This window comes from Streptantibioticus ferralitis, from assembly GCF_029223525.1.
Classification (GTDB): Bacteria; Actinomycetota; Actinomycetes; order Streptomycetales; family Streptomycetaceae; genus Streptantibioticus_A; species Streptantibioticus_A ferralitis.
Map to the genome: position 1 here is coordinate 308,799 of NZ_JARHTQ010000008.1, position 15,777 is coordinate 324,575.

At 68.8% G+C, this 15,777-nt stretch carries 15 protein-coding genes and 1 riboswitch; of the genes, 4 read left to right on the forward strand and 11 right to left on the reverse strand.

Annotated elements, in window-relative coordinates:
- Positions 1-52: 52 nt before the first annotated feature.
- Positions 53-307 carry a hypothetical protein gene (locus P2L57_RS15695; protein ID WP_275814557.1) on the reverse strand — a complete coding sequence of 85 codons (255 nt, stop codon included), beginning with the start codon at positions 305-307 and terminating at the stop codon, positions 53-55.
- Positions 308-521: 214 nt separating this feature from the next.
- Here P2L57_RS15695 and P2L57_RS15700 point away from each other — a divergent pair, with 214 nt between their 5' ends.
- A complete protein-coding gene (locus P2L57_RS15700) occupies positions 522-1,298 on the forward strand; it encodes a rhomboid family intramembrane serine protease (protein ID WP_275814647.1) in 777 nt (258 codons plus the stop codon).
- 39 nt (positions 1,299-1,337) lie between these two features.
- Entirely contained in the window at positions 1,338-1,619 is a 282-nt protein-coding gene (locus P2L57_RS15705; protein ID WP_275814560.1) for an Lrp/AsnC family transcriptional regulator, read from the forward strand.
- A 20-nt stretch (positions 1,620-1,639) separates the two neighbouring features.
- Here P2L57_RS15705 and P2L57_RS15710 read toward each other — a convergent pair whose 3' ends face one another.
- From P2L57_RS15710 to ctaE, 6 genes are all read right to left on the reverse strand, one after another.
- On the reverse strand, positions 1,640-3,028 hold the full coding sequence (locus tag P2L57_RS15710; RefSeq protein WP_275814563.1) for an aminotransferase class V-fold PLP-dependent enzyme: 1,389 nt from the start codon (positions 3,026-3,028) through the stop codon (positions 1,640-1,642).
- A gap of 163 nt (positions 3,029-3,191) precedes the next feature.
- Positions 3,192-3,308, reverse strand: a riboswitch (SAM riboswitch).
- Positions 3,309-3,377: 69 nt separating this feature from the next.
- Positions 3,378-4,442 carry an anthranilate phosphoribosyltransferase gene (gene trpD, locus P2L57_RS15715; protein ID WP_275814567.1) on the reverse strand — a complete coding sequence of 355 codons (1,065 nt, stop codon included), beginning with the start codon at positions 4,440-4,442 and terminating at the stop codon, positions 3,378-3,380.
- Positions 4,443-4,634: 192 nt separating this feature from the next.
- Positions 4,635-6,281: a cytochrome bc1 complex cytochrome b subunit gene (gene qcrB, locus P2L57_RS15720; protein ID WP_275814570.1), complete on the reverse strand. Its 1,647-nt coding sequence runs from the start codon at positions 6,279-6,281 to the stop codon at positions 4,635-4,637.
- Positions 6,278-7,333: a cytochrome bc1 complex Rieske iron-sulfur subunit gene (qcrA, locus tag P2L57_RS15725; RefSeq protein WP_275814573.1), complete on the reverse strand. Its 1,056-nt coding sequence runs from the start codon at positions 7,331-7,333 to the stop codon at positions 6,278-6,280. The genes qcrB and qcrA overlap by 4 nt, the downstream gene beginning before the upstream one ends.
- Positions 7,330-8,136 carry a cytochrome bc1 complex diheme cytochrome c subunit gene (qcrC, locus tag P2L57_RS15730; RefSeq protein ID WP_275814576.1) on the reverse strand — a complete coding sequence of 269 codons (807 nt, stop codon included), beginning with the start codon at positions 8,134-8,136 and terminating at the stop codon, positions 7,330-7,332. Before qcrC ends, qcrA begins: the two co-directional genes overlap by 4 nt.
- Before the next feature lie 65 nt (positions 8,137-8,201).
- A complete protein-coding gene (ctaE, locus tag P2L57_RS15735) occupies positions 8,202-8,822 on the reverse strand; it encodes an aa3-type cytochrome oxidase subunit III (RefSeq protein ID WP_275814579.1) in 621 nt (206 codons plus the stop codon).
- A gap of 281 nt (positions 8,823-9,103) precedes the next feature.
- Between ctaE and P2L57_RS15740 the strand changes: the two genes are divergently transcribed.
- Positions 9,104-9,508, forward strand: a complete 405-nt coding sequence (locus tag P2L57_RS15740; RefSeq protein WP_275814582.1) for a hypothetical protein — start codon at positions 9,104-9,106, stop codon at positions 9,506-9,508.
- 3 nt (positions 9,509-9,511) lie between these two features.
- On the opposite strand, the gene P2L57_RS15745 is transcribed toward P2L57_RS15740, so the two are convergent.
- From P2L57_RS15745 to ctaC, 4 genes are all read right to left on the reverse strand, one after another.
- Positions 9,512-10,786 (reverse strand): L,D-transpeptidase, encoded by a 1,275-nt coding sequence (locus P2L57_RS15745; RefSeq protein ID WP_275814585.1) that lies wholly within the window; start codon positions 10,784-10,786, stop codon positions 9,512-9,514.
- 117 nt (positions 10,787-10,903) lie between these two features.
- The gene (locus P2L57_RS15750; RefSeq protein WP_275814588.1) at positions 10,904-11,302 is read right to left on the reverse strand and encodes a cytochrome c oxidase subunit 4; all 399 of its coding nucleotides are present in this window, start codon (positions 11,300-11,302) and stop codon (positions 10,904-10,906) included.
- The gene (gene ctaD / locus P2L57_RS15755; protein WP_275814591.1) at positions 11,299-13,026 is read right to left on the reverse strand and encodes an aa3-type cytochrome oxidase subunit I; all 1,728 of its coding nucleotides are present in this window, start codon (positions 13,024-13,026) and stop codon (positions 11,299-11,301) included. The genes P2L57_RS15750 and ctaD overlap by 4 nt, the downstream gene beginning before the upstream one ends.
- Positions 13,023-14,054: an aa3-type cytochrome oxidase subunit II gene (gene ctaC, locus P2L57_RS15760; RefSeq protein WP_275814594.1), complete on the reverse strand. Its 1,032-nt coding sequence runs from the start codon at positions 14,052-14,054 to the stop codon at positions 13,023-13,025. The genes ctaD and ctaC overlap by 4 nt, the downstream gene beginning before the upstream one ends.
- A 338-nt stretch (positions 14,055-14,392) precedes the next feature.
- On the opposite strand from ctaC, the gene P2L57_RS15765 reads away from it, so the two are divergent.
- Positions 14,393-15,769 carry a cysteine desulfurase/sulfurtransferase TusA family protein gene (locus P2L57_RS15765; RefSeq protein ID WP_275814597.1) on the forward strand — a complete coding sequence of 459 codons (1,377 nt, stop codon included), beginning with the start codon at positions 14,393-14,395 and terminating at the stop codon, positions 15,767-15,769.
- Positions 15,770-15,777: the final 8 nt, after the last annotated feature.

Genomic DNA, 15,777 nt, shown 5'->3' on the forward strand with positions numbered 1-15,777 from the left:
CCGTCAGTCTCCACCCCCGTCGTACGTCCCTATTGTCCCCGCCCGAGGCGGGTCAGACCTGCCCTGGCTCCGCGCCAGGCCCGGGCCGGTCAACCAGTTCGACCTGGTCGGCGGCGTTGCACCAGCGGCATCGCACCGATTCGACGGCCTCGCTGAGCACCTCGCGCTCCTCCACCTTCGGCTCACCGGCCAGGTCCAGGTGGACGTACTCGACGACCTGGCTGGACCGGGTGACGTCGAACCGGGTGAGGTTGCCGCACAGTGTGCAGCGCCACCGGGTCTTGGCCGTGGGCAGGGGGACCGGCATCTGTCGTCCTCTTCTCCAGGTTCGGGGCGGGCGTGGCTGGGCCTGGCTCAAAGAATGCGGTTGCGCTCCGGGCAACCCTACGGCCTAGGGGGTTACCCGCGCTGCGGGAGTCCGGCAGGCAGTCCGGCGAGGCGCCCTATGCCCGTTAAGCCCGTTCCGACATGATCGGTTTATGCCCGCGCGCCACCGCGTCACACAGTTCCTGGACCAGGCCATGGGTCGGGCGGGTCCCCCGACGGGCCGGCCGCCGCACCGGCTGCCCGTGGTCACCTACACGGTGATCGGTCTGTGCGTGGTGGTCTTCGCCTTCGGCCCGATCTCCGGTCTCGACCCCGGTTCCGGCTCCGGGCAGGCGCAGCTGTGTGCGCAGGCGCTCTACTTCGACCGCTGGGGGGTGATCCCCAGCGAGCTGTGGCACGCCCCGCTGCACGCCGCCGCGCTGGGGCTGCCGCCCGGCTGCGCGGTGCCGCCGGGGCACGCCAAGGTGCCGGTGCTGTCGGTGCTCACCGCGCTGTTCGTACACGGCGGATGGCTGCACCTGCTGGGCAACATGCTGTTCCTGTGCGTCTTCGGCGCCGGGGTGGAGCGGCGGATGGGGCGGCTGCGGTACGCCCTGTTCTACCTGGCGGTCGGTTGTCTGGCCACGTTCGGCTACGCGCTCGGGCACGCCCATTCGGCGCAGTCGCTGGTCGGGGCGTCGGGCGCGATCGCGGGTGTGCTCGGCGGATACCTCTACCTCTACCCCAAGGCCCGGGTGACCAGCATATTCCCGTTCCTGCTGGGTCTGCCGCTGCGCTTCCCGGCCTGGCTGGTGCTGGGCTTCTGGTTCGTGCTGCAGTGGCTGTCGACGCGGGCGCCGCAGACCGGGCCCGGGGTAGCGTACCTCGCGCATGTCATCGGTTTCGCGTTCGGATTCCTGTGCACCGCGGTGTGCTTCCGGGCCCGTTCGGTACCACCAGGGGACGGCGAGCCACGGGTCCGGGGGGCTTAAGCTGACTGCGCAGGCCGCGACCCGAGGAGACAGTCAGCCGTGATCACCGCGATCGTGCTCATCAAGACCGACGTCGACCGCATCCCGGAGATCGCCGAGTCGATCGCCGCGCTGGAGCACGTGAGCGAGGTCTACTCGGTCACCGGCACCTACGACCTGGTCGCCATGGTGCGGGTGGCCCGGCACGACGACCTGGCGGACATCATCCCGGGCCGGATCAGCAAGATCCCCGGCGTCGCCGCCACCGACACGCACGTCGCGTTCCGCACCTACTCGCAGCACGACCTGGAGGCGGCGTTCGCCATCGGCCTGGAAGGCTGATCAGCGCCGATCAGCCCTGTTCAGCCGCGGTCCGGCACGCAACGGCCGTCCTCCGTACGGTAGTTCCACTTGGCGCCGTCCCGGACCAGCTCCGCCACCGCGCCGAGGAAGCGATCCACGTGCTCGTCCGGGGTACCGGCGCCGAAGCTGACCCGGATGGCGTTGAGCGAGGGGGTACCCCCGTGGGGCTGGGGGAGCTCGCCCGGCTCCGCCTCCGGCGCACCGCACTCGCCCAGCGCGTCCGGCGCGCTGCCGAGCAGCGTGCGGACCAGCGGATGCGCGCAGAACAGGCCGTCGCGCACCCCGATCCCGTACTCCGCGGAGAGCGCGGCGGCGAAGTGCGAGCTGTTCCAGCCCTCCACCACGAACGAGATGACGCCCACCCGCGGGGCGTCCTCGCCGAACAGCGACAGCACCTTGACCTGCGGGATCCCGGCCAGTCCGGACAGCACCCGGGAAACCAGTTCCTGCTCCCGGACGACCAGCGGACCGAAACCGGCCTCGGTCAGCGCCCGGCAGGCGGAGGCGATGGCGTACCCGCCGATCACATTGGGCGAGCCGGCCTCGTGCCGGGCGGCCGTGGTGTGCCATTCGACGTCCACCGTGCCGTCGGCCCGGCGGGCGACCTTCTTGCTGGCACCGCCGCCCGCCAGGTACGGGTCCGCGTCACGCAGCCAGTCCGCGCGGCCGGCCAGCACCCCGGAACCGAACGGCGCGTACAGCTTGTGCCCGGAGAAGGCCACGTAGTCCACGTCCAGCTCGGCGATGTCCACCGGGTGATGGGGCGCGAGCTGTGCGGCGTCGAGCACGATACGGGCGCCCTGCGCATGGGCGGCCGCGGCCAGTTCCCGCACCGGCCACAGCTCACCGGTGACGTTGGAGGCACCGGTCACGCAGACCAGCGCGGGGCCGTGGGGTGCCCGGTCGGCGAGCGCGCGCGCCAGGGTGTCGACCGCCTCGCGCGGGGTGCGGGGCGCGCTGAGGTAGCTGACGTCGCCGTCCCGCCAGGGCAGCAGCGAGGCGTGGTGCTCGGTTTCGAAGACGAAGACCCGGGTGCCGGGCGGCAGGACCGCGGCGAGCAGGTTGAGCGAGTCGGTGGTCGACCGGGTGAAGACGACCTGGTCGTCGGCGCGGCAGCCGAGGAACTCCGCGACGGTGGACCGGCTTTGCTCGAAAAGGTCGGTCGACAACTGCGACAGATATCCGGCGCCGCGGTGCACGCTGCCGTAATAGGGAGCGTACGCGGCCACATCGTCCCATACCCGTTGCAAAGCGGGCGCGCTGGCCGCGTAGTCCAGTGCGGCATAGGTGACCTCACCGCCGGCCACCAGTGGCACGCGGACATCTCGGCCGAGAACCGGCAGTGGCTGACAAATGGCCTGATCGGCGGCAGAGTTGAGCACAGACATGACGAAATCTCCCGAAGGGCAAGCAGCGGAAAGTCGCTCGACGCGGAATCGCGGAGCGGCGAGGCAGAGCCTCGGAAAAGGAGAAAGGCGGGCCGACAGCCCTATCGCATTCGCTTGCTCATCAGAATCTCCCGCGATAACCAGGACCCCTGGATATGCGAGGGGTCCGCGCTTGCCGTAAGCCTCACTGCTTACGGCCTGGTCATCACCCGGGGCACCCCGCCACGGACGGAGGGTTGCCGGACAGCAAGCCGGGGCATTTTCGCTGTCGCTCGTGACCTTGGAGGGGAGTGTAGCAGGGGTTGCCCCCGGGGGCGGCTTGGGGGCGAAGCCCCCAAATGACATACCCCTACCGGTTGCTGGCCTCAACCCAGCGGTCGAGGGCCCGTTGGGCGGAGCCCGAGTCGATGGACTCGGCGGCGCGCCGCATGGCGGCGGCGATGCTGTCCGTCAAGGAGCCCTCGCCCGGCGAGAGCGCGACGAGTGCGGCCGCCGAGTTGAGCAGCACCGCGTCCCGTACCGGACCGCGCTCACCGGCCAGCACCCGGCGGGCGACCTCCGCGTTGTACGCGGCGTCCGCGCCGCGCAGCGCCTCCACCGGCACCAGTTCCAGGCCGACGTCCCGGGGGTCGAACGGGACCTGGTCGACCTTGCCGTCGCGTACCACCCACACCCGCGAGGTCGCGGTGGTGGTCAGCTCGTCCAGGCCGTCGTCACCGCGGAAGACCAGCGCGGAGGAGCCGCGGTCGGCCAGCACACCCGCCACGATCGGCGCCATGCGGGCATCGGCGACACCGGTGGCCTGGGCCCTTACCCGGGCCGGATTGGTCAGCGGGCCGAGGAAGTTGAAGATGGAGGCGATCCCCAACTCGCGCCGGGCGCGGGCCACATGGCGCAGTGCGGGATGGAACTTCACGGCGAAGCAGAAGGTGATGCCCGCCTCCGCCGCGACCTCGGCGACCCGCCGCGGCGCCAGCTCCAGATTGACCCCGAGCCGCTCCAGCACGTCGGAGGCGCCGCTGGCGGAGGAGGCGGAACGGTTGCCGTGCTTGACGACCTTCGTGCCGGTGCCGGCCACCACGATCGCCGACATGGTCGAGATGTTGACCGTCCTGGCCCGGTCGCCGCCGGTGCCGACGATGTCCACCGAGGGGCCCGGCACCTCGATGAGGTTGGCGTGCTCGTACATGGTCCGTACGATCCCCGACAGTTCCTCGACCGTCTCGCCCTTGGCGCGCAGAGCGACCGCGAAGCCGGCGATCTGGGCATCGCTCGCCTCGCCGCTCATGATCCGGTCCATCGCCCAGGCGGCGTCGTCCGCGGACAGGTCGCGACCGGCCAGCAGGGCGCTCAGTACGTCCGGCCAGCTGCGTGCCGCCACGGTCTCGCCTCCGGCTGGGGTCTGGGCGTTCATGGTCCACGCTCCTGGCGGTTGACGGTCTCGTTCCGGAGGCGTCCCCCGGACACCCCCGAGCCTATCGGCGTACTGCGGTCGGGCGGGCACCGTGCCCGCACTGCGGACGCGACCAGGGCCCCGGCCCGGTCCCTGTGGCGGGGACCGGGCCGGGGCCCTGGTCAGTGGCGATCAGTGCCGGGCGCGGCGAGATCAGTGGTGGCCGTGCCCACTGGTGATCTCGGCGTGCTCCGCCGCGGTCGGCTTGGGGATCTGCGCCCCCTCGCCGTACATGCTCCGCGACAGCTTGGCGCGCAGCTTGGTCTTGCGGTCCACCTTGCGACGCACACCGTTCTCGTCGACGTCGGGGCCGAGTTCGAGCGGCTCCGGCTGGTCGTGCGCGGTGAGGGTGTGCATCTGGTCCTGCGGCAGCGGCTCGTGCACCTCGATGAACTCACCGTGCGGCAGGCGCTTGATGATGCCGGTCTCGCGACCGTGCAGCACCTTGTCCCGGTCCCGGCGCTGCAGGCCGAGGCAGATCCGCTTGGTGATCACGAACGTCAGGGCCGGGATCGCGAAGAAGCCGATCCGGACGGTCCAGGTGATGGCGTTGATCGACAGGTGGAAGTGGGTGGCCCACAGGTCGTTGCCACCGCCCACCAGCAGGATCAGGTACCAGGAGATCCAGGCCGCGCCGAAGCCGGTACGCACCGGGCGGTTGCGCGGACGGTCCAGGATGTGGTGCTCGCGGTCGTCACCGGTGACCCAGGCCTCGATGAACGGCCAGACGGCGATCGTCACCAGCACCAGCGGGAAGATGATCAGCGGGATGAACACACCCAACTGCAGGGTGTGGCCCCACAGGTTGATCTCCCAGCCCGGCATGACACGGATCAGGCCCTCGGAGAAGCCCATGTACCAGTCAGGCTGCGCACCCGTGGACACCTGGTCGGGTCGGTACGGACCGAACGCCCAGATCGGGTTGATCGTGGCGATCGCCGCACAGGCCGCGATGACACCGAAGACCAGGAAGAAGAAGCCGCCCGCCTTGGCCATGTACACCGGCAGCAGCGGCATGCCGACGACGTTCTTGTTGGTGCGGCCGGGGCCCGCCCACTGCGTGTGCTTGTGGTAGAAGACCAGGATCAGGTGGCCCACCAGCAGCGCGGCCATGATGCCCGGCAGCAGCAGGATGTGGATCGTGTAGAAGCGCGAGACGAAGTCGTGCCCGGGGAACTCGCCGCCGAACAGGAACATCTGCAGGTAGGTCCCGACGATCGGGACCGACAGGATCGCGCCCTCCATGAACCGGACGCCGGTACCCGACAGCAGGTCGTCCGGCAGCGAGTAACCGGTGAAACCGGTGAACATGCCGAGGACCAGCAGCAGGAAGCCGAACACCCAGTTGACCTCACGCGGCTTGCGGAACGCGCCGGTGAAGAACACCCGCATCATGTGCACGAGCATCGCGGCCACGAAGACCAGCGCCGCCCAGTGGTGGATCTGACGGATCAGCAGACCACCGCGCACCTCGAAGCTGATGTGCATGGTCGACTCGAAGGCCTCCGACATGCGGATGCCCTGGAGCGGAACGTAGGGGCCGTTGTAGACGACCTCCTGCATGCTCGGGTGGAAGAACAGCGTCAGATACACACCCGTGAGGATGATGATGACGAAGCTGTAGAGCGAGACCTCACCGAGCATGAAGGACCAGTGGTCCGGGAAGATCTTGCGCATGTTGGCCTTGGCGAGGCCGTAGATACCCAGCCTGCCGTCCGCCCAGTCCGCCAACCGCTCACCGGCCGGGGCCTTGCCCCGCCGGGCGGTGGCGTCAGTCGCCTCGTGGCTTGCAGTGCTCATCCGCGCTCCCAGAAGCTCGGGCCGACGGGCTCCTCGAAGTCGCCGAGCGCTTCGAGGTAACCCTGTGCGTTGACGCTGATCCGCAGCTGCGGCAGGGCGTGGCCCGCCGGGCCGAAGATCACCCGGCCACCGTCGGAGAGGTCGAACGTCGACTGGTGGCAGGGGCACAGCACATGGTGCGTCTGCTGCTCGTAAAGGCTGATCGGGCAGCCGACATGGGTGCAGATCTTGGAGTACGCGACGATCCCTTGGTGCGACCAGTCCAGCTCGCGCTTGTCCTTGATGTCCTCCGGGTTGAGCCGGACGATCATCAACGCGGCCTTGGCGATGACGGTCTGGAAGTTCTCGGCGTCGTCGCTCAGGCCTTCCGGCTTGGCGAACGTCAGCGAGCCGACGCCGATGTCCTCGGGACGCAGCGGCTGATCGGTGTTCTGGTTGATCAGCTTCATGCCCTTGCGCCACGCCGTGGTCCGGAGCTTCTTCTCCGGCAGCGGGCCGAGGTCACGCAGCAGCACGACGCCGGACAGCGGGACGAGGGACAGGGCGCCCATCATCGTGGTCCGGATCAGCTTGCGGCGGCCGTACTGGCTCTCCTTGACGCCCTGCCGGAAGTCGGCGAAGACCTGCTCGCGGACCTCGGGGCTGGCCTCGATGGCGTGCCGGTCGTCCGGGACCTCCTCGTCCGACATCAGCGTGCGGGCCCAGTGGACCGCACCGGCGCCGATGGCGAACAGCGCGACACCGAGGGTCAGCCCCAGGGCGAAGTTCAGCGCGCTGACGTGCCCGAACGGGAAGATGTAGACGATCTTGTCGATCGGGAAGATCACGTAGGAGGCGATAAAGCCTACTGTCGCGATCATGGACAGGGTGAACAGCAGCGCCACGGTGCGCTCGGAGCGCCTGGCGGTGCGTTCGTCGATGTCCTGACGGCGCGGCTCGTGCGGCGGCAGGCCCGGGTCTGCGAACGGGTCGCCGACCGGCTCTACTGCACCGTGGTGAGCGTGCTCCCGCTCACTCGGCAGGTTTTCTTCTGACATGTCCTCGTTGCTCATGACTTCCTGGCCTTTGCCGTGTGAGCGGCGACCCAAATGGCCACGGTGATCATCGCACCGAGACCGAAGATCCAGGCGAAGAGACCCTCACTGACCGGACCCAGGCCGCCGAGCTCAAGCCCACCGGGGCTTGAGGACTTCGAGCTGTCGACCTGCGCCAGGTAGCCGATGATGTCCTTCTTCTCCTTCTGCGGCATGGTGCTGTCCGGGAAGTTGGGCATGTTCTGCGGCCCGGTCAGCATGGCCTCGTAGAGGTGCTTGGGGTCGACGCCGTCGAGGGTCGGCGCGAACTTGCCCTCGGACAGCGCACCACCCTTGCCGGTGGAGTTGTGGCACTGCGCGCAGTTGGTACGGAACAGCTGCCCGCCGTTGGCGATGTCCGCACCGTCGGGGCTGTACTGCTGCTTCGTCGGGATCGCCGGGCCGGGGCCGAGCGAGGCGATGTACGCGGCGAGCTGGTCGATCTGCGCCTGGTCGTAGATGGCCTTCTTCCGCGGGACCTGCGCGCCGGGCTGCTGGGCCGGCATACGGCCGGTGCCGACCTGGAAGTCCACCGCGGCGGCGCCGACACCGACGAGGCTCGGACCGTTGTGGGTGCCCTGCCCGGAGGTGCCGTGGCAGGAGGCGCAGCCCACGGAGTAGAGCTTCTTGCCCTCCTCGGTCGCGAGGGACTGCGCGGAGTCGGCCTGCGCCTTCTCAGCCGGCGCGAACGCGGCATACAGCCCCCCGGTGGCCGCAAGCGCGAAGAGTAGGACGACGAGCGCCGCCAGCGGGTGGCGTCGTCGTGCGGAGAGCTTTTTCACGGATTACCCCGGTGTCAGGATCTTCTGCGTCGATGCTTCTGGTGTGGTCCGGTGGTGCGGACCGATTACTTGATCAAGTAGATCGTGGCGAAGAGGCCGATCCAGACGACATCGACGAAGTGCCAGTAGTAGGACACGACGATGGCCGCCGTGGCCTGCTCGTGGGTGAACCTCTTGGCCGCGTACGTCCTGCCCAGGACCAGCAGGAAAGCGATCAGACCGCCCGTCACGTGCAACCCGTGGAAGCCGGTGGTCAGGTAGAACACCGAGCCGTAGGGGCTGGACTTCAGGGACAGACCGTCGTGCTTCACCAGCTCGGTGTACTCGAAGATCTGCCCGCCGATGAAGATCGCACCCATGATGAACGTGATCGCGAACCACATGCGCAGCTTCTTCACGTCACCGCGCTCGGCGGCGAACACGCCGAGCTGGCAGGTGAGTGAGGAGAGCACCAGGATCGTGGTGTTCACTGACGAGAACGGCACGTTCAGTGCGTGGTTCTGGCTGTGCCAGAAGGCCGTTCCGGTCACCGATCGCAGGGTGAAGTACATCGCGAAGAGGGCCGCGAAGAACATCAGCTCGGAACTCAACCAGATGATGGTTCCCACGCTGACGAGGTTCGGCCGGTTGACCGACGGGTGCGCGTGCCCGGTTTCTACTGCTGTTGCTGTCGCCACGACCGACATTATGTCGGTCGCTTATCTCGCGCTCACTCCGGGGGGTGCGATTCGGTGTGTCAAGGGCTGGCCGGCTACTCGCGTGGCGTACCCCGGCCGTCCCTCGAAGGAGCGAAGCCGCAGCCGCGGCCGCGCCGTCCGCCCAGCCCACGGCCGGGCCTGACAGTCCGTCGGCGGATCGTCCGGTCTGTCGGAACCCTCCTCGGGCGCAGCGCCACGGGAGTAGCATCGCCGCGTCCGCGCCGCGGTCACCGACCGCGCGGCGGCCCTCGACGAGGAGGCTGAAGCCCATGCAGCAGACCGCCACGGTGCTCGTCTACAGCGACGACCGCAACACCCGGGAACAGGTCCGGCTGGCGATCGGTCGCCGACCCGCGCCGGACGTACCGCGGGTGGAGTTCCTGGAGTGCGCCACCGTACCGGCTGTGCTGTCCGAGCTGGACAAGGGCGGGATCGACGTCTGCGTACTGGACGGCGAGGCGGTTCCGGCCGGCGGGATGGGTGTGTGCCGCCAGATCAAGGACGAGGTCTTCCAGTGCCCGCCGGTGCTGCTGCTGATGGGACGCCCGCAGGACGCCTGGCTGGCCACCTGGAGCCGGGCGGACGCCGCGGTGTCCCATCCGATCGATCCGATGGCGCTCGCGGAGGCGCTGGCGGGCCTGCTGCGCAGGGACCGGTCGCCCGCCAACACCTGAGGGTCACACCTGCGGGGTGAGCCGCGCCGGGCTCGACGGGTGCGGCGCGGCGGGGCGGTTGCCTGAGCCGCCGCGGCCGCCCAGTGCGCTGCCCTTGGCCCACTCGTCCCAGGACATGTTCCAGTCGCCGAAGCCGTTGCCGAACGGCTCCATCATGGCGCCCTGGCTGTTGACCACCTGGACTATGTCTCCGGTGCGCACCTGGTTGAAGAACCAGTGCGCGTTGTCGGTGCTCATACCGGTGCAGCCGTGGCTGACGTTGTCCGCGCCCTGCGACCCGACCGACCAGGGCGCGGCGTGCACGTACTCACCGCTCCAGGTGACCCGGGTCGCCCAGTACACCGGCAGGTCGTAGGAGTCCGAACTGCCGCTGGATATGCCGATCGTGCTGCTCTTCATCCGGACGAACGACTCCTTGCCCAGCACCACTTTGATGCCGTTACGGGTGGAGAAGCCCGGTTTACCGGTCGTCACCGGGATGGTGCGCAGGACCTGGTTGTTGCGCCTGACCGTCAACTGGTGCGCGGCGGCGTCGGTCACCGCGATGACCCGGTCGCCGGTGTGCAGTGTCACGGGGTTGGCCTCACCGCCGTACAGCTTGCCCTGTATTCGGGCGCCGAGCAGGGTGCTGGTGACGTTTATCCGGGCGTCGGTCGGCCAGTACTCGCGCGGCCGGTAGTGCAGGGTGCGGTCGTCCACCCAGTGCCATGCACCGGTCACCGCGGGGACGGTGCTGACGTGCAGGGCGCTCTCGATGACCACCCGGGCCGCCGGGTCCTTCACCGGCTGGCTGAGTTCGGCGGTGATGGGCTGCCCCACACCGTAGTCGCCCGAGTCCGGGCCGATGCGGACCTTCAGGGCGGCGCCGGCGGGCCTGGTGTCGAAGCCGATGGTCTGCCGGCCCTGGGCACCGCTGGCGTTCTCGGTGCTCACCCGGACGGTGTAGTGGGCCCCTGCGGCAAGCGGCGCGGTACTGCGCCATTTGGTGCTGTCGGCCCCGAGTTCACCGCGTACGAAGCGTCCTGCGGCATCGGTGGCCGTCACATCGGTGATCTTGTTGCCATCACCCTTGATGGTGACTTCCAGTGGTTTGTTCGGATCGACCTGGCGACTGCCGTCCTCGGTGCTGTACGTGATCTGCCCGGCCGCGTTGTAGGGCGCGGCGGCCAGCGGATTCCCTGATCCGCCACAGGCGGTGAGCTCCACCGCCAAAGGCGCGAGCAGCGCGAGGTATGACAGACGGCATATCACCCAGTGACCGCGAGATATGTGACTCATGGTCACAAGGTAAGAAGAATCACCCGTACCCGCGCGCTGCGATCCGGCAAACGGGGATCGGTACCGCCGGGCGGGCGAAGCACCGGGCCCCGGCCCTGGTGCTCTGCGGCGGACGGCTCAGTAGCGCTGGTCCGGACCGCGGTAGTACTCGAACACCCAGCCGAAGATGCCGACCAGGATGAACGGGGCGGAGAAGTACATCAGCCACCAGCCGAAGACGATCCCCATGAACGCCAGCGCACCACCGAAGGCGAGCGCCAGCGGCTGCCAGCTGTGCGGGCTGAAGAAGCCCAGCTCACCGGCGTCATCGGCGACGTCGGCATCCGGCCGGTCCTGTGCGCCGGTGTCGGCGCGGCGCGCGGTGAAGGCCAGGTAGTAGCCGATCATCACGCTCAGGCCGAAGGCCAGGAAGAGGGCCGTGGTGCCCGCGGGCTCGTGGGACCACACGCCGTACACGATGGCGACCAGCAGAATGAACACTGCCAGCCACAGGAACATCTTGCCCTGGATCTTCACTTGCCGGCCTCCTTGCCCTCGGCACCGGACAGGACCCGCTCACCGTGGCCTTCGAGCTCCAGCGCGGTGATCTCCGGGTGGTGGAGGTCGAACGCCGGAGATTCGGAGCGGATACGCGGCAGCGTGAGGAAGTTGTGCCGCGGCGGCGGGCAGGACGTCGCCCATTCGAGCGAACGGCCGTAGCCCCAGGGGTCGTCGACCTCGACCTTCTTGCCGTACTTGGCGGTCTTCCAGATGTTGTAGAAGAACGGCAGCATCGACGCGCCGAGCAGGAACGAGCTGATCGACGAGATGGTGTTCAGCGTGGTGAAACCGTCGGCCGCCAGGTAGTCCGCGTAGCGGCGGGGCATGCCCTCGACGCCCAGCCAGTGCTGCACCAGGAACGTGCCGTGGAAGCCGATGAACAGCGTCCAGAAGGTGATCTTGCCGAGTCGCTCGTCCAGCATCTTGCCGGTCATCTTCGGCCACCAGAAGTGGAATCCGGCGAACATCGCGAAGACCACCGTGCCGAAGACCACGTAGTGGAAGTGGGCCACCACGAAGTACGAGTCGGAGATGTGGAAGTCCAGCGGCGGCGCGGCCAGGATGACACCGGTCAGACCACCGAAGGTGAAGGTGATCAGGAAGCCGATCGCCCAGAGCATCGGGGTCTCGAAACTCAGTGACCCCTTCCACATCGTGCCGATCCAGTTGAAGAACTTCACACCGGTCGGGACGGCGATCAGGAACGTCATGAAGGAGAAGAACGGCAGCAGCACACCGCCGGTGACGTACATGTGGTGCGCCCACACGGTCACCGAGAGACCGGCGATGGTGATGGTCGCGGCCACCAGACCGATGTAGCCGAACATCGGCTTGCGGCTGAAGACCGGGATGACCTCACTGATGATGCCGAAGAACGGCAACGCGATGATGTACACCTCTGGATGGCCGAAGAACCAGAAGAGGTGTTGCCACAGCAGCGCACCGCCGTTGGCGGCGTCGAAGACATGCGCACCGAACTTGCGGTCCGCCTCCAGCGCCAGCAGCGCGGCGGCGAGCACCGGGAAGGCCAGCAGCACCAGAACGGCGGTCAGCAGCACGTTCCAGCAGAAGATCGGCATCCGGAACATCGTCATGCCCGGAGCGCGCATGCAGATGATCGTGGTGATGAAGTTGACCGCACCGAGGATCGTGCCGAAGCCGGAGAAGGCCAGACCCATGATCCACATGTCCGAGCCGACACCCGGCGAGCGGACCGCGTCCGACAGCGGGGAGTAGGCGAACCAACCGAAGTCCGCCGCACCCTGCGGGGTGAGGAAGCCACCGACCGCGATCAGCGAGCCGAACAGGTACAGCCAGTAGGCGAACATGTTCAGCCGCGGGAACGCCACGTCGGGCGCGCCGATCTGCAACGGCATGATCCAGTTGGTGAAGCCCGCGAACAGCGGCGTCGCGAACATCAGCAGCATGATCGTGCCGTGCATCGTGAACGCCTGGTTGAACTGCTCGGTCGACATGATCTGCAGGCCGGGACGAGCCAGCTCGGCGCGCATCAGCAGCGCCATGATGCCGCCGATGATGAAGAAGCCGAACGACGTCACCAGGTACAGCGAGCCGATCGTCTTGTGGTCGGTGGTGGTCAGCCACTTCACGACCGCGTTGCCCGGCTGCCTACGCCGTACCGGTGGGAGCTCCGTGGCTCCGCCCACGGCAGCACCCTGGGGTTCGTTGAGGATGCTCACTTGTCACTCTCCGACTGGCTGTTGCCCGGCGTGCCGGTGCCCGTCTGGTTGACGGTCGTGCTGCCCGGCTGCCGGTTCGTCTTCGCGTCCCGCGTGTTGCCCGTGGTCGGGATGCCCGCCGGGAGGTAGCCGGTCTGCCCCTTGCTCGCCAGGTCCTTCAGGTGCGCCTCGTACTCGGCCGGCGGGACGACCTTGACGTTGAAGAGCATCCGGGAGTGGTCGACACCGCACAGCTCGGCGCACTTGCCCATGAAGGTGCCGACCTTGTTCGGGGTGACCTGGAAGACGTTGGTGTGGCCCGGGATGACGTCCATCTTCATCAGGAACGGCACCACCCAGAAGGAGTGGATGACGTCCCGCGAGGTGAGGACGAACTTGACCGTCTGGCCCTCGGGAAGCCACAGCGTCGGGCCGGGGCTCGGGTTGCCCTTGTCCCACTCGGCCGGGGTGCCGGTCTCGTAGACACCGCCCGCGTGCGACGGCATGCCCTCAAGGGCGGTCGACGGGATGCTCGACAGCTCGGCCGGCACGGCGGTCGGGGACTTCGGGCTGCCCGGCACGTCCTCGACGTAGTTGAACGCCCAGCTCCACTGGAAGCCCACCACGTTGACGATGTGGTCGGGCTTCTTGGAGGTCTCCAGGAGCTTGGACTCGTCTCGTGCGGTGAAGTAGAAGAGCACCGAGATGACGACGAGCGGGACCACGGTGTACAGCGCCTCAAGCGGCATGTTGTACCGGGTCTGGGTGGGCACCTCGATCTTCGTCCGGCTGCGCCGGTGGAAGATCACTGCCCACAGGATGAGGCCCCAGACGAGCACGCCGGTCGCCAGTGCGGCGGCCCAGGAGCCCTGCCAGAGCGAAAGGATCCGCGGTGCCTCTTCCGTGGCGGGGCTGGGCATGCCGAGGCGGGGGAAGTCCTTGTAGGTGCAACCGGTTGCGGTCACCAGGACCAGGCCCGCGGCCAACGCCTGCGGCAACCGCCGCCGCATCGGGCGCCGCGACTTGCGGTCGGAGCCGTTGGGACTCACGTAGCGCCTTCCCGAGAGTCTCGCCCGCGCGCCCGGGATCCCGGCCGTTGCGTGCGGTCGGCACCCTGGCGCGGGCAGGGTTTGGATGTTTATGCGGACCAAACCCTACTGGACGCTTTTCGGGGCCACGCGGGGAGGGGTCCCAACGCGCCGGACCCGCCGGTGGATCGCCCCCCAAGGGGTGGAATCCCGCACTCCAGGGGCCAATTGACGGGGTGCTGGACGCGGGGCGGTTTGTACGGATTTACCGTATGCCATGGAGGTCGGCCGACCGGGTCACGGAAGGGGTGGGCGACTGCCGTACCACCTGGTACCGCGGGAGCGGTAGCGTCGGGAACGTGCCTTACTTCGATGTGGCGTCCACCGCCCCCCTGCACCCGGTCGCCCGGCAGGCCCTGCTCGCGGCGCTGGACGAGGGGTGGGCCGATCCGGCCCGGCTGTACCGGGAGGGGCGGCGGGCGCGGATGCTGCTCGACGCCGCGCGGGAGACGGCGGCGGAGGCGGTCGGCTGCCGGGCCGACGAGCTGAGTTTCACCTCTTCGGGCACCCGGGCGGTGCACACCGCCGTTGCCGGGGCGCTCGCGGGCCGCCGTCGGACGGGCCGTCACCTCGTGGTGTCCGCCGTGGAGCACTCGTCGGTGCTGCACGCGGCCGAGGCCCATGAGGCGGACGGCGGTACGGTCACCGAGGTCGGCGTCGACCGGACCGGCCGGGCGGCGCCCGAGGCGTTCCGCGCCGCACTACGGGGCGATACGGCGCTCGCCTGTCTCCAGTCGGCCAACCACGAGGTGGGCACGGTGCAGCCGGTGGCCGAGGTGGCGGCGGTGTGCCGGGACGCGGGTGTGCCGCTGCTGGTGGACGCGGCGCAGTCGTTGGGGTGGGAACCGGTGGCGGGCGACTGGTCGCTGCTGGCGGCGAGTTCCCATAAATGGGGTGGTCCAGCGGGAGTTGGGCTGCTCGCGGTGCGCAAGGGGGTACGGTTCGCGGCACCGGCGCCCGCGGACGAGCGGGAGCGCGGACGCGCGCCCGGGTTCGAGAACCTCCCGGCGATCGTGGCGGCCGCCGCGTCGCTGCGCGCGGTACGGGCCGAGGCCGACGCCGAACGCAAGCGGCTGGGCGCGCTGGTGGACCGGATCCGCGCGCGGGTTCCGGAACTCGTACCGGATGTCGACGTGGTGGGCGACCCCGTGCGGCGACTGCCGCATCTCGTCACGTTCTCTTGTCTCTATGTCGACGGTGAGGCGCTGCTTGGCGAGTTGGACCGCGCGGGCTTCGCGGTCTCGTCCGGTTCGTCGTGCACGTCGAGCACGCTGACCCCGAGCCATGTGCTGCGGGCGATGGGCGTGCTGTCGGAGGGCAACGTACGGGTGTCGCTGCCGCTGGGCGTGCCGGAGTCGGACGTCGACCGCTTCCTGGAGGTACTGCCCGGCGCGGTGCGCCGGGTCCGCGAACACCTGGGCGCGCCCAGCGAGGGCGTCCGCGCCGACGGCCCGGACCTGGTCCTCGACACCCTGGGCAAGCGCTGCCCGATCCCGGTGATCGAGTTGGCGAAGGTGATCGGCGATGTGCCGGTCGGCAGCACGGTGACCGTGCTGTCCGATGATGAGGCGGCCCGCCTCGACATTCCCGCGTGGTGCGCGATGCGGGACCAGGAGTATGTGGGGGAACGCGGCGCCCCCGACGGCACGGCCTATGTGGTACGCCGCCGGACGTAGTTTTTCCC

Excerpts from the sequence above, each read along its gene's own strand:
- P2L57_RS15695 (WP_275814557.1), bottom strand. The coding sequence starts at position 307 with ATGCCGGTCCCCCTGCCCACGGCCAAGACCCGGTGGCGCTGCACACTG.
- P2L57_RS15700 (WP_275814647.1), top strand. The coding sequence starts at position 522 with ATGGGTCGGGCGGGTCCCCCGACGGGCCGGCCGCCGCACCGGCTGCCC.
- P2L57_RS15710 (WP_275814563.1), bottom strand. The coding sequence starts at position 3,028 with ATGTCTGTGCTCAACTCTGCCGCCGATCAGGCCATTTGTCAGCCACTG.
- trpD (WP_275814567.1), bottom strand. The coding sequence starts at position 4,442 with ATGAACGCCCAGACCCCAGCCGGAGGCGAGACCGTGGCGGCACGCAGC.
- qcrB (WP_275814570.1), bottom strand. The coding sequence starts at position 6,281 with ATGAGCACTGCAAGCCACGAGGCGACTGACGCCACCGCCCGGCGGGGC.
- qcrA (WP_275814573.1), bottom strand. The coding sequence starts at position 7,333 with ATGAGCAACGAGGACATGTCAGAAGAAAACCTGCCGAGTGAGCGGGAG.
- ctaE (WP_275814579.1), bottom strand. The coding sequence starts at position 8,822 with ATGTCGGTCGTGGCGACAGCAACAGCAGTAGAAACCGGGCACGCGCAC.
- P2L57_RS15740 (WP_275814582.1), top strand. The coding sequence starts at position 9,104 with ATGCAGCAGACCGCCACGGTGCTCGTCTACAGCGACGACCGCAACACC.
- P2L57_RS15745 (WP_275814585.1), bottom strand. The coding sequence starts at position 10,786 with ATGAGTCACATATCTCGCGGTCACTGGGTGATATGCCGTCTGTCATAC.